Below are 13,279 nucleotides of genomic sequence, written 5' to 3' on the forward strand. Positions count from 1 at the left end.
CTCTCCTTACAGGGCAATGCCGATGCTGACCCGGATGGTCCGCCCCTGTCCCCATGAGACACGGGTGTTCGCTCCTGAACTGGAGATGAAATAGGCCTTGTTGGCAATGTTGTCGGCATTGAGCTGAAGGCTGGCCGTATGGCCATAAACCTGCCTGATCTTCCATGCGGCAAAAAGATCCACCGTGGCATAGCCGGGCAGCCAGAAACTGTTGCGGGCATCCCCGGGCCGCCGCCCGACATAGCGTGCTCCCGCCCCAAGACGCAGGCTGGAGTGATGCCAGGGCAGGCTGGTCTGATATGTCAGATAGCCGCCCCCCGTGTGGCGGGCCACGTTGGTGAGGAGTTTCCCCTGTGTGGCGGGAATGTCCTTCATGGTGCGGGCATAGGTGTAGGCGTAATTGGTGATGATGTTCCAGTGGCGGGTGAGGCGGCCATTGATCTCGGCCTCCACGCCCTTGGAGCCGGCCAGCCCGGAGAGACGCTGCCGCAGGGCACCGGTGTCGGTCTGTCCGTCGGTCTGCTGGATGTTCTTCTTGTGAATGTCGTAGAGGGCGACATCCGCTGTCAGGAAGCCTTTCTGATAGCGGGCACCGACCTCAAACTGCCGGCCACTCGTGGGCTTGTACCCGCTGGTCAGCACCGTCCCGGGAGATATCTGGTTGGGATTGTAGGACTGGGAGTAATCCCAGAAAAAAGAGACATGCCTAGTGGGCTGGTAGACGACGCCAATGAAAGGGAGTGGCTTCGCATAGGAGGAATCCGTGGCCTTGATGAAAGGCTCCCCGCCGCCATAGGCGTAATGGAACCACTGGTACCTGACACCCGGTGAAATGGTGAGTCCGTGGCCGATATGGATGTTGTCCTTGAAGTAGAAGGACGCACTGTTGATGCGGGTGTGAAAATAGCCGAGGCTTCTGTCATCCACTCCCGTTCTGGGGAGGCGGCCATAGACGGGGGCCGAGGGCTGGAACCCGCCATAGGTGCTGCCGGTCAGGAAGCTTCCCTGCGTGATGCGCCGGTTCTCGTAATCGCCCCCCATGGCGATCTTGTGCGTCATGCCGAGCAGCCTGTGTTCGGAGATGATGTCCAGGGCCACGTAGCTGTTTGCACGGGTCGTGCCGGTATTGCTGCGGAAGCGGCGGCGGAGGATGCCCGTGGTCGGGTTGTAGTCCCGTGGGTCTGCCTGCCGGTCGTGATACCTGTCCGCATTCCAGCCGCCGGTGAGACGTATTCGGTCATGCCGTGTCAGCCGGTATTCCGCGGCTCCTGCCAGCAGATGGCGTGTGCCGTAATCGGCCGTCCAGTGTTCGTCCAGCCGGTATCTGCGCCCACTGATGGGCCTGCCATTGTAGAAGAAAGCTCCCCGATCCAGCACGTTGTGATAGTCCTCCCACTGGTAGGAGAGGTCGAGCCTGAGCCGCTGATGGTCGTAGCGCAGGCTTGGGGCCACGATCTTTTCCTTGTTCGCTCCGAAATTGCGCCAGTAATTTTCATTCCTGAAGTTCGAGATCAGGCGGAAGGTCAGTTCCCTGCTGGCTGATAGAGGGCCGCCCACATCCAGCGTTCCGGAGCCTCCACCCAGTGAGGCCCATGAGCTGTTGAGGGAGGCTGCCCAGTCCTTGCGGGGCTGTTTCGTGATGATGTTGATGACGCCACCCGGCTCCTGCATTCCGTAGAACAGCGAGGCAGGGCCTTTCAGGATTTCGACACGTTCGGTCGTGGCGGTGGTGAAGTTGCGGCCTATGGGCATACGCACGCCGTCCCGCAGGATGGATCCGTCATCCGGGCCGCCGAAGCCCCGTTTCAGCAGGCTGTCCTGCGTGCCGCCAAAGCTGTTGCCGATCGTGATGCCGGGAACATATTTGGCGACGTCCTCCATGGTCTGCGGGTCCATGTCTCTGATCGTCTGATGGGTGACGACATTGGCGGTCTGCGTCTGCTGGAGGAAGGAAACGCCCGTCTTGTCGCCGATGCTGCTTTCTTCGGCCCCATAGCTGATGCGGCCATTGCCATGGACATGGATCAGTTCCTCCTTTGGTTGTCTGTGGGGAGGGGATTTCTTTTTTCTGGCGGTTTTCTGCCCGTCAGGAGCGGGGGCGGAAACGGCGGCGGCAGAGGGAGCGGGGGCCGTTTCGGCCCAGCCGGGCGTGGAGGCGCAGAGGGCAAGGGTGGAGCAGGTGAGCAGGGGACGGAGGGCTGTACGCATGAAACCTGTTTTATGAGAGTGATTCTTAAAATCAGTTTTAATATTAAAATTATTTTTAAAATCAAGCCGTTTCCTTTCGCCCGCCTCTGGCGCAGTCTCGGAAAAGCATGGAAAAGAGGAGCCTGTCGCAGATGTGTGCTGATGAGATCATGCCGGATTATGTGCCGGAAATTGCACCGGATATACGGGAGGAGGTCATGACTATCCTGCGTCAGATCGAGCGGGATCATGATGTTGACATCCTGTTCGCCGTGGAGAGCGGCAGCCGTGCCTGGGGCTTTCCCTCACCGGACAGTGACTACGATGTCCGCTTCATCTACCGTCACAGGCTGGACTGGTACCTGTCCCTGAAGCCGGGTCGGGACGTGATCGAGCTGCCCATTTCCGATGATCTGGACGTGAATGGCTGGGACCTGCGCAAGGCCCTGAACCTGCTGACGAAACCCAATCCAACCCTGATGGAATGGCTGGTCAGCCCGGTGCGTTATCTGTGGCGGGAGGAAGCGGATGAGCTGGCTGCTTTTGCCAGACAGATCGAAGCTGGACTGAGCTGCCAGCTTCATTATCTGAATCTGGGCCGCAACAGCTGGAGACGGGCGATCAGGGAGGATGGCAGCACGCATTACAAGCGGCTCTTCTATGCGCTTCGCCCGGCCATGGCCTTACGCTGGATGCGCCTGCATGAGCATGACCAGCCACCGATGAACTTTCAGGCTCTCTGTCAGGGCTGCGACCTTCCGGCGTCCGTTCTGGAACCCATCCGTGAGCTGCTGCACCTCAAGTCCAGAAGCCGGGAGCAGCAGGGCGGCCCTTCCATCCCTGCCGTGAATGAGCTGATCGAAGCCGAATTCGCCCATGCCGAGGCCATGACCCTGCCAAGGCCGGGCACGGACGTGCACGAGCAGGCCGAGGAGCTATTTCAGGAAATGATATGGAAGAGGTAGGTTAAGAGTTATTGGATCTTGATATAATTCTTCCTAGAGTAGGATAATAAGATGGAAACTGATATCATGGAAGTTATTGAGGTATTTACAATAGACGTAATTTTGATTTTATGGAGATAATATTAGAAAAATGATCGCATTACGCAGCTAGGGTATATTTTGGATTGTAAGGACCCCATAGGAGAAAAGGGATGTTTGTTGCGGTTCAACAAAAACAGTTTTATGCTTACCAAAAATGATTTTGTGGTGGAGTTTCAGTATATTAAAAAGAAATTCCACCACAGTATCATTGAATAATTAGAATCTCTGGATGATGCTGGCAATAGCTTTGGCCGACGTGGCCTCCTCAGTATGATCTCCATTCCGCCAGTAGATTTTATCATTCAGATATGATGGTTCTTTCTGTGGAGGAATGCTTATTACTATTATACCTAAGCCGTAATAGTCGTTAAAATCTATAGACGATAGTACAGAATTTTTTAATGGCTGAGATAGGGTAGATGCGTCAATATGTTCTCTAATTTTACTGAAATACTTTTCAAAGGGCATGTTTAGCCGCTTAGCTTCACGGTGTACTCCTACTACCGAACGGTCCCCAACTTTGCGGGGTTGAATTTTATCTAATTTCTCAATTCTTTGCGTATCGTCTTCTTTATCAGAAACACCAATCAAAATTCGACCGCTTCTATCTGGACCATTGTTTGCAATAGCGCAAATGGTTTTTGTTATTCTATCAAGTAGCTTAATATTAATTTTGCGATCGCCATCTAAAGAGACGATTCCTTGTTTTAATTCGTAGTTTGCAACTTCCTGACCTGAACGACGGATATAGGATTCTATATCAGAAGCCTTATGGTCAGAATATATTGATGAAGAGGGGTCTTCGCTAAAGAAACAGTCTTCTATCACTCCTTTTATAGTTTTAATATTTTTCTGGCGTTCAGGTGCAGATGTTGATCGGCGAGAGGTATCGAGACGGCGTGTGATATTGTTGATGGATTCTTTTAACCCCTTATAGCTTGAAATGGATAATTTATCTTTTGTAAATTTCTCATGGAGCGCAATAAACAATAATGAAAATGTTGCAGGAAACGAGTTTGTAGTTGTGCCTTCAAAAATTATTTTTCTAAGTTGATTGGGGGCGTCTCCTGCTTCGCAAATCTTTTTTATTTGATCAATGAAGTAAAGAAATTCAGATTTTATTTTATCTTTTCCATAATAATTTAAATGATTACATATCTCGCTTGATTTTTCATATAGATTATCCAAGGCATCTTTAGACCTTTCCAATACAGTGCCAGAAACAATGGATGCTACTATGTCGGCAATACACTGTTCGTCCATGCTGTCTCTTAAATCGGTAGAACGTAATATTCCTTGTTTACACCAAAATACGTTATCAGCCTTTACATCGTAACCATGCTTCGTCATGGGTAAGTCAATTGAAATTTCTGGCATTTTATTTAATAATATAATCTGCGAGGACTCATCACCCCTGATGGTAGACGCTAGCTCCCTAACGAGGTTGGAAAATTCATTTTGAATACCCGCCTGTCTCCGTTCCTGTTCGCTTAAACGATGCCCATACGAATTAATTCTATTGAAGACATCATCAATTTCCTCGTTTGTTGCTTTTCTCATAACAGAAAAGGGAAGAGAATAGTCAAGAATGGTTGTTACTTCAGATGTTGTAATTTCTTTTCCTGTATTTGAGGTCGTAAACTTCTGACTTTCAAGTCGTGCCCGAGCTGTCGGAAATTCTACTATATTAAAATATCTACCATCTGATAAAGGAAATGAGCCTTCTATAAAGGAGACAATAGCATTTATGCGTTGTAATCCGTCAATAATTTCAAAAGACTCGGAGTCGGCTTTTTTTTTCAGCTAAAAGAATCGCAGGAATAGGGTATTTTTTAGAATAGACTCAACTAGTTTTTGCTTTTCTTCAAGAGACCATACAAGTTTTCTTTGGTATCTGCGATTAACAAAGAGCCGGTCTTGAGCGTACCAGCTATATACGGATTGGATAGAGGTTGGCTGTGCTGAAAGTTCGGCCATGATTATGATATCCCGTTAAAAAACACATCAGATTCTTGAATGCTAAATGAAGAATGTTCGTTTGAAAATATCTCCATGAGAAAATTTTAAAAATTTATATTATGCTTCTATGAATTATCATATGGCACCATGTTCTCATACGATTATAATAATTTTATTTTCTTTTATTTATTGATTGTTGGTTTTTGTGTCTGTAATTATTGTTGCGGGATGTGTCGGTTTGTTTTCCATGCCATGGGGATGGAATGAATCATGGAACTTCTTGAAAAACAATAATTGTGGTCAATGAAGTGCATTTCGTTTCTAGAGTATCGGTCATAATCAACGGAAAGGTTTGGGAGGAATATAGTTTACGTTAGGTCTATCACCACTGGCACATGGTCGGATGGCTTCTCCCGACCCCGTTCGTCCTTGTCGATGGTGAAGCCGGTCAGGCGGTCGGCAAGGCGGGGGGAGAGCAGGGCATGGTCGATCCGCAGGCCGGAATTGCGCTGGTAGGCTCCCGCCTGATAGTCCCAGAACGTGTAATGCCGCCCCGCAGGGTGCAGGCAGCGCAGGGCGTCCGTCAGGCCGGACCAGAGAAGGCGGCGGAAGCCCGCACGGCTTTCCGGGCGGAGCAGGGCATCATCCGGGGAAAGGGCCTTGGGGGCGTAATCCTCATCCGTCGGGCAGACATTGTAATCCCCGATGAAGGCAAAGGACCGCCCTTCTTTCTGCAGGGTCAGGGACCGCCGGTGCAGGGCTTCAAGAAAGTTCAGCTTTTTGGCGAAACCGGCATCCCCGCCTGAATTGCCATTGGGCAGGTAGAGGTTGCCGATGGTGACCTCTTCAAGCTCCGTCTCGATGTAGCGGGCCTCGTCACTCTCGAAGCCGGGCAGATGATCGGTCGTGACGGGCAGGGGAACACGGCTGATGAGGGCCACTCCATTATAGGCCTTCTGCCCTGCCACGGCGACGTGAAATCCGGCTTCCTCAAAGAGTTTCGGAAACTGGTGCGCCTCGCACTTGATCTCCTGAAGGCACAGCAGGGTGCAGTCCGGGTTACGGTCCAGCCAGTCCTTCACCAGATGGGCACGGGTGCGGATGGAGTTGATGTTCCAGCTGGCAAAGGTCAGGGACATGGGGTGGTGGGCCTCCAGAGTGAAAGGTCAGGCGAGGGAGAAGCTGCTGCCACACCCGCAGGATGAGGCGGCGTTGGGGTTGTTGACGGTGAAATGGGCACCCATCAGTTTGTCGATGAAGTCCAGCTCGGCCCCTTCCAGGAGGTCGAAGCTGACGGGGTCGATGAACACGCGGGCCCCGTCCTTTTCGATCAGATGGTCACCAGCCTCTTTCTCCCGCACCAGCTTGAACTGGTACTGGAAGCCGTTGCACCCCCCGGCGAGGACGGACACACGCAGGGCCATGCCGTCAGGCTCGGCCTGCTGGCTGATGATCTCTGCAATGCGGGCGGCGGCTGCCGCTGAAATGCTAAAATCGGCCATGGAAAAATCTCTCCATATCGTCATGACTGCTCACACCATTGCGGCCGGGATGGTGGAGATGCTGTTGACACTATAAGGCTGACCGCCAAGAATCGAAACCGGAAAGGCTGTATGCTTCGTGCGGCCCGCTCGGATATGGGGATGGCAGATGGAAATGGCCAGATACGCAGTGCAGCGGCAGGGTGCCCGTGGGCGTCAGTTCACGGAGGAGGAGAGCCAGACCCGCACGCCGTGGCAGCGTGACAGGGACAGGGTGCTTCATTCATCCGGTTTCCGTCAGCTGCAGTACAAGACGCAGGTCTTCCTCAATCATGAGGGGGACTTCTTCCGCACCCGGCTGACCCATTCGCTGGAGGTCGCCCAGATTTCCCGCTCCATCGCCCGGACGCTGGGCGTCAATGAAGACCTGACGGAGGTGATCGCCCTGGCGCATGATCTTGGTCACACGCCTTTCGGTCATGCCGGTGAGGATGCGTTGCAGGCCGCCATGAAGGACTGGGGCGGGTTTGACCACAACATCCAGTCCCTCCGGCAGGTCACCGAGATCGAGGCCCGCTATCATGGGTTCGACGGCCTCAATCTGACATGGGAGACGCTGGAAGGGTTGGCGAAACATCATGGACCTGTCCGTCGCCCCGCACCGTGGCTGGCCAGTTTTGATGGACGCTACCCGCTGGAACTCTCCAGTCATGCCTCTGTGGAAGCGCAGATCGCCGCCATCTGTGACGACGTGGCCTATCACGGGCATGACCTTGATGACGGCCTCCGTGCCGGTCTTCTGAGCTTTGAGGACATCGAGGCCGTCCCCCTGCTGAAAACCTGTCTCGAGGAGGCTCGGTCTCTGGACTGGTCGGGGCATGGAGCGTTCGACCGTGACCAGCGCATCCGTCATGAGACGGTCCGGCGTGTCATCAACCGGCTGGTCGGTGACCTGATCGCCCGGAGCCGCCAGACACTGGCGGAGCTGAAGCCGCAGAGTGCCGATGAGGTACGTCAGGCCGGGCGGGCCATCGTCGAATTCTCTCCGGAGATGGCTGAACGGAACCGGGAAATCCGCAAGTTCCTTCATGCCCGGATGTACCGTCACTGGCGTGTCCGGCGGATGACCCGCAAGGCCCGCATTGCCCTGGCCGAAATATGCGCCATTCTGGGGGACGAGCCGGAACTCCTGCCTACCCCCTGGCAGGAAATGGCCCTGGAGCGGCGGCGTGCGGGCAACGAGGTGGCCGCCCGTCGTGTGGTGGCCGACTACATCGCTGGTATGACGGACCGTTTCGCCATGGAGGAGCACCGCCGCCTGATGGACCTGTCCGTTCTGGGGTGAGGCCGCCCGGGGATGCCTTCTGCCGGAGGAGTGTCTTCTGGACTGTTTCAAAAAAAGGCGGCGGCTTTTATAGTGGGGGCAGCGCAGGCATGGAGGGCGGCGTGGCCGACCCGTCCGTGTGTTGGATCATGGTCTCCGCCCGCAGGGTGTGCGGGACCTCTGGCAGGTTTGAGAGAAAGTTACAGAATATGGCAGGCATTGCCCCGACAGCATCATCACCGGATTGTCTTTTCGCCGTCATGCGGGAGAAGGTCGTGACGGCTCTCAGGGCTGTCCTGCCGGACCTGCCGGATGATGTGGCCGCCCGGGTGGAGGTGACGCCTCCCCGTGATGCCGCCCACGGGGACATGGCCACCAATGCTGCCCTGCTGGCTGCCAAACCTGCAAGGCGCAAGCCGTTCGAGATCGCCAGGGAGCTGGTGGCCGAGCTGACCACCCTGCCGGAGATCGCCCATGTGGAGATGGCCGGTCCGGGCTTCGTGAACATGACGCTGAAGCCGGAACTGTTCCACGACGTCGCCCGGGCCGTGCTGAAGCGTGGGGCGGCCTATGGGCGGTCCACCCTCGGGGCGGGGCGTCGTGCCAATGTGGAGTATGTGTCCGCCAATCCGACAGGCCCGATGCATGTCGGCCATTGCCGTGGTGCCGTCGTGGGGGATGCGCTGGCAAACCTGCTGGATGCCGCAGGCTTCAAGGTCACACGGGAATATTACGTCAATGATGCCGGGGCACAGGTCATCGCCCTGACATGGGCCGCCTACTGGCGTTATCTTCAGGCGATCGGCACGGAAATTCCTGCCGAAGAGTTCGGAGAGCTGGCACCCAGTGGCCTGCAATATCAGGGTGAGTATCTCATCGCCGTCGGACAGGCCCTGGCCGAGAAACATGGCCGCTCCCTTGCGTCCGCAGATGGTGGCGTGGCCCCGGAAGAGACATGGTTCGGGACCGTCCGTGCGGAAGCTCTTGAGCACATGATGGGCATGATCCGTGATGACCTTGCCGCTCTGGGTATCCATCATGAGATTTTCAGCAGCGAGGCTGAGGTGCTGAAGAGCGGCGAGGTTGATGCCGCCATTGCCAGCCTTGAGAAGCGAGGCCTGCTTTATGAGGGCGTGCTGGAGCCGCCCAAGGGCAAGAAGCTGGAAGACTGGGAGGCCCGCCCGCAGACGCTGTTCCGCTCCACCGATTTCGGTGACGATCAGGACCGTGCCCTGCGGAAGTCGGACGGGTCCAACACCTACTTTGCCAATGATGTCGGCTATCACGCCCGCAAGGCGTCCCGCTCCGATCTGCTGATCGACGTTCTGGGAGCCGATCATGGCGGATATGTCTCCCGTATGCGGGCTGCCGTCGCCGCCCTGACGGAAGGGAAGACGGATTTTGAGGTCGTCATGTGCCAGATCGTCCGTGTGGTGAAGGACGGTGAGCCGGTGCGCATGTCCAAGCGGGCCGGAACCTTCGTCACGCTGCGGGACCTGATTGATGAGGTGGGCCGGGATGCCGTGCGCTTCACCATGCTGACCCGCAAGGCTGATGCGCAGATGGAGTTCGACCTGAACGCCGTCGTGGCGCAGACCCGGGACAACCCGGTCTTCTACGTCAATTATGCCCATGCACGCTGCCGGTCCGTCCTGCGGCTGGGGGAGGAAACCTATGGTGCCGCCGCCGTGACGGACGAGGCTCTCGCCGGGCAGGACCTGTCCATCCTGACGGCGGACGAGGAGCTGGCCGTCCTGCGCCGCATCGCCAGCCTGCCACGGCAGGTCGAGGCCGCCGCCCTTGCCCGGGAGCCTCACCGCATCGCCACCTACTGCATTGATCTGGCATCGGATTTCCATGCGCTCTGGAACCGGGGGCGTGAGGAAACCAGCCTGCGTTTCATCCAGGATGATGCACCGGAGGCCAGCAAGGCCCGGCTGGCCCTCGTGGCCGCCATCGCCTCAACATTGCGGATCGGCCTTGGCATCCTTGGTGTCGAAGCCGTAGAGGAGCTGCGCTGAGCCATGTCCATGCCGGACGATTACCGCAACAGCAGGGTGTCGCCGCCTCATCAGGATGAGCGTCTGGGAGCGGAGGGACGCAGGCCCCTTGGCCGGATGGCCGCCCGGGAGGGGCATGGATACGCCCCCAGGCCGGGATTCATGGCCTCGCTCATCGGGTCGCATTCCGGCACGCGTGGACTGATGCTGCTCGGGGTAGCCGGGGCTGCCCTGCTGCTGGTGGTAGGGGGCGTGTGGAGCTGGGTGGTGACGCATCATCCGGCTGGCGTGCCCGTCATCGGGCCGCCGCCCTATCCCGTCAAGGACCGTCCGGAAGACCCCGGTGGCATGATGGTCATGGGGGACGACACGACGAAAAGTGACGTGACCGGGAAGGGAGCCGTGCATCTGGCTCCTCCGCCGGAACAGCCGGATGCCGGTCTTCTGGCACGCCGCATGGAGCAGCAGCGGGCGGCCGATGCCTCCGCCGATGCGGCCCAGAAGGCGTCGTCTGCCGGGTCCTCTCCTGCCGCCACGTCATCGGCGGCAGGCGGGATGGCCGCTCCAGCCGGTAAGGAAACGTCTTCCGATACGGGTGTGGCGGGTGATGATACCACCACCGTGGTGAAGGATGGTATCGTGGAGGCCCTTCCGGCTCCGATGGATCATAAACAGGAGGCACCGGAGACCCCGGCAGCGTCCGAGGAAGGAGAGGCCGTGAAAGCTCCGGAGGGTGCTGGCAGCAGGCCGAAGTCTGCACCCACGGCGGCCTCGGATGATGATGGTGAGGAGACGGAGTCCCCCAGCAAAGAGGCCGTGAAGAAGCCTGAGGTGAAAAAGAAGAAGGCTGCACCGGCCCACAGGGAGGCCGATGACGGGGATGAGGAAGAGGAGCCGCATCACAGGACGGCACCGTCTGCTGCCGCCCCCAGGCAGACGGCTCTGCCTCCTCCGGTTCCGCTGGAAACGTCCCACAGGAAAAGCGGTGAGGCAGGGCAGGGCGGCCGCTACGAGGTGCAGCTCGCCGCCCTGCCGAACGAGGAGCAGGCCCGTCAGGAGTGGAGCCGTCTGCGGCACAGGCTGCCTGATCTTCTCGGAGCCTATGAGCCGGTCTATCGGAAGGTGGAACGGGATGGGAAGAATTTCGTCCGCCTGCGGGTCGGCAGCTTTGCCGACAGGGCGGCGGCCCGTCAGCTCTGTGTCCGGCTTCATGCACAGGCGCAGGCCTGCGCCGTGGCGGCGAACTGAAAGCGGGTGATGTCGGCCAGTGAATGACGCATTGCATCTCGTGCTGGAAGGGTTCGAGGGTCCGCTGGACCTTCTTCTGGACCTTGCCCGCTCCCAGAAGGTGGACCTTCGCCAGATATCCATTCTTCAGCTGAGCGAGCAGTATCTGGAGGTCGTGGAACGTGCCCGGCAGGGGGCGGACGTCCTGCGGCTGGAGATTGCGGCGGACTGGCTCGTCATGGCGGCCTGGCTGGCCTGGCTGAAGTCCCGGCTTCTCTTGCCCACGGCCGAACAGGATGACGAGGCGGAGGATGCCGCCGGGCAGCTGCATGAGCGGCTGATCGACCTCGAGAGCATGCACAGGGCCGCCGCATGGCTTGAGGAACGGCCCAGGCTGGGGCGGGACGTTTTTGCCCGCCCTGAACCCGAGAACCATACACGCATCGAGATGGCCCCGCTCAGGGGGGATGTCCCGGCACTGGTGCTGGCCTATCTGGCGGCACGGCGGCGGGAAGGGCGCAAGAGGACCTATTCCCCCCGTGTGACACGATACTGGAGTGCCCAGCAGGCCCGGTCCGCACTGGCACGGCTGCTGGGGAGCCGACGTGTGGCAGGCTGGCAGTCCCTGAAGGACGTTCTGCCCGAGCTGATCGAGGGCGGAGTGCTGGAGCGGCGGGCCGCCTTGGCCGGTGCCCTCATGGCTGGTCTGGAGATGGCCCGTGGCGGGCAGCTCGAGCTGCGGCAGGAGAATGCCTTTGGAGATATCGAATGGCGGCAACGGGAGGAGACCGGACATGAGTGAAACGGCATCAGCCATTCAGGAGCTTCCGCCGGACATGGCTGGGCAGGATGAGGCCGCCAGGGCCGTCAGTCTTGTGGAGGCCCTGCTTTTCGCCAGTGCAGGCCCCGTGACGGCCAGCAGCATCGTGAACCTGCTGCGGGAGCAGGGGCTGGAGGCCCAGGCCGACAATCCCGGGGCCGTGCTGGATGGCGTGGCCCGGCGGTATGAGGGCCATGCGGTGGAGCTTCAGGCCATCTCGGGAGGCTGGCAGCTGCGGACGAGGGCCATGTTTGGTCCTGCCCTGGCCAGGGTGATCGAACGGCCCCGGCGGCTGAGCCAGGGAACGCTGGAGGCTCTGGCCATCGTGGCCTATCACCAGCCCTGCACCCGTGTGGAGATCGAGACGATCCGTGGTGTCCGGCTGGGGCAGAGCATTCTGGATACCCTGCTGGAAGAAGGGCTGATCACCCCGAAGGGGCGCAAGGAGGTGCCGGGCCGCCCCGTGCTCTGGGGGACGACCTCCCAGTTCCTTAGGCTTTTCGGGCTGGAAAGCCTTGGGGACCTGCCCCGGCGGGAGGAATTGCTTTTCGAGTTGCCTTCCGATGATGGAGGAACTGGGGTAGAAGACACCATACAGCCTTCATGAGGGGAGATGGCCGCCAATGTTCGACCTGAGCTGGACAGAAATTGCCCTTCTGGTGATCGTGGCCCTCGTCTGCATCGGTCCCAAGGACCTGCCCGTGGCCATGCGGACCCTCTCCAGGGCCATAAAGGCCATCCGCCGGATGGGGGCGGAGTTCCAGCAGCATGTCGATGACATGGTGAAGGAGGCCGATCTCAGCGAGGCGAGGGACCAGCTGCGGGAGATCAGGCAGTTCAGCCCACGGGAACAGCTCCGCAGGGCCATCGACCCTGACCGTTCTCTGGACAGGCAGATGGATTTCGGGCGGCAGGACGGGCTGCCCGTGGCTCCGCCTCCACCACCCCCGCCGCCACCGCCGGGCAGTGAGGAGCTGGAGGCGGCCCGCTCTCATGCCCGCCCCTACAATGCCCGGATGCAGGCGCAGGCCGAGGCACTGGAGCGGGCACCGGCCCTGCTGCCTCCGACGACGGCCCTGCGGCTGATTGAGGAATCCCGCTACTGGCACCGTCCGGCGTTCCTGCCGCCAGAGATTGCCCTTCACGGTGGCCGCCGGACGGCCATTCTTTCGGCCGCCCGGTCCCCTGAAAGCATGAAAGGAGAGCCGCAGCATGGTTCAGCCTGAGACATCCGG

Annotated in this window: 11 protein-coding genes; 7 read left to right on the top strand and 4 right to left on the bottom strand. The window is 58.3% G+C overall.

The features are described 5' to 3' along the window. Window positions 1–6 precede the first annotated feature (6 nt). Window positions 7–2,208: a TonB-dependent siderophore receptor gene (locus tag CPA56_RS01345; RefSeq protein WP_182040250.1), complete on the bottom strand. Its 2,202-nt coding sequence runs from the start codon at window positions 2,206–2,208 to the stop codon at window positions 7–9. A 131-nt stretch (window positions 2,209–2,339) separates the two neighbouring features. Between CPA56_RS01345 and CPA56_RS01350 the strand changes: the two genes are divergently transcribed. Beyond that, a complete protein-coding gene (locus CPA56_RS01350) occupies window positions 2,340–3,152 on the top strand; it encodes a nucleotidyltransferase domain-containing protein (RefSeq protein ID WP_182040251.1) in 813 nt (270 codons plus the stop codon). Between the two features lie 297 nt (window positions 3,153–3,449). On the opposite strand, the gene CPA56_RS09430 is transcribed toward CPA56_RS01350, so the two are convergent. The 3 genes from CPA56_RS09430 to CPA56_RS01365 all read right to left on the bottom strand — a co-directional run bounded on the left by CPA56_RS09430 (window position 3,450) and on the right by CPA56_RS01365 (window position 6,694). Then, window positions 3,450–4,583: an AlbA family DNA-binding domain-containing protein gene (locus CPA56_RS09430; protein WP_229707264.1), complete on the bottom strand. Its 1,134-nt coding sequence runs from the start codon at window positions 4,581–4,583 to the stop codon at window positions 3,450–3,452. Window positions 4,584–5,560: 977 nt separating this feature from the next. Then, a complete protein-coding gene (gene xth, locus CPA56_RS01360; protein WP_182040252.1) occupies window positions 5,561–6,331 on the bottom strand; it encodes an exodeoxyribonuclease III in 771 nt (256 codons plus the stop codon). 27 nt (window positions 6,332–6,358) lie between these two features. Beyond that, window positions 6,359–6,694 (bottom strand): HesB/IscA family protein, encoded by a 336-nt coding sequence (locus CPA56_RS01365; RefSeq protein ID WP_182040253.1) that lies wholly within the window; start codon window positions 6,692–6,694, stop codon window positions 6,359–6,361. A gap of 148 nt (window positions 6,695–6,842) precedes the next feature. On the opposite strand from CPA56_RS01365, the gene CPA56_RS01370 reads away from it, so the two are divergent. The 6 genes from CPA56_RS01370 to tatB all read left to right on the top strand — a co-directional run bounded on the left by CPA56_RS01370 (window position 6,843) and on the right by tatB (window position 13,270). Then, window positions 6,843–8,018 carry a deoxyguanosinetriphosphate triphosphohydrolase gene (locus CPA56_RS01370; protein ID WP_182040254.1) on the top strand — a complete coding sequence of 392 codons (1,176 nt, stop codon included), beginning with the start codon at window positions 6,843–6,845 and terminating at the stop codon, window positions 8,016–8,018. Window positions 8,019–8,206: 188 nt separating this feature from the next. Then, window positions 8,207–10,018, top strand: coding sequence for an arginine--tRNA ligase (gene argS, locus CPA56_RS01375; RefSeq protein ID WP_182040255.1), 1,812 nt, complete (start codon window positions 8,207–8,209; stop codon window positions 10,016–10,018). Between the two features lie 3 nt (window positions 10,019–10,021). Continuing rightward, the gene (locus tag CPA56_RS01380; protein ID WP_182040256.1) at window positions 10,022–11,245 is read left to right on the top strand and encodes an SPOR domain-containing protein; all 1,224 of its coding nucleotides are present in this window, start codon (window positions 10,022–10,024) and stop codon (window positions 11,243–11,245) included. 19 nt (window positions 11,246–11,264) lie between these two features. Continuing rightward, a complete protein-coding gene (locus CPA56_RS01385; RefSeq protein WP_182040257.1) occupies window positions 11,265–12,026 on the top strand; it encodes a segregation and condensation protein A in 762 nt (253 codons plus the stop codon). Then, on the top strand, window positions 12,019–12,651 hold the full coding sequence (gene scpB / locus CPA56_RS01390; RefSeq protein WP_182040258.1) for an SMC-Scp complex subunit ScpB: 633 nt from the start codon (window positions 12,019–12,021) through the stop codon (window positions 12,649–12,651). Before CPA56_RS01385 ends, scpB begins: the two co-directional genes overlap by 8 nt. Before the next feature lie 16 nt (window positions 12,652–12,667). After that, window positions 12,668–13,270, top strand: a complete 603-nt coding sequence (gene tatB / locus CPA56_RS01395) for a Sec-independent protein translocase protein TatB (protein WP_182040259.1) — start codon at window positions 12,668–12,670, stop codon at window positions 13,268–13,270. Window positions 13,271–13,279: the final 9 nt, after the last annotated feature.

This window comes from Bombella mellum (assembly GCF_014048465.1).
GTDB lineage: Bacteria > Pseudomonadota > Alphaproteobacteria > Acetobacterales > Acetobacteraceae > Bombella > Bombella mellum.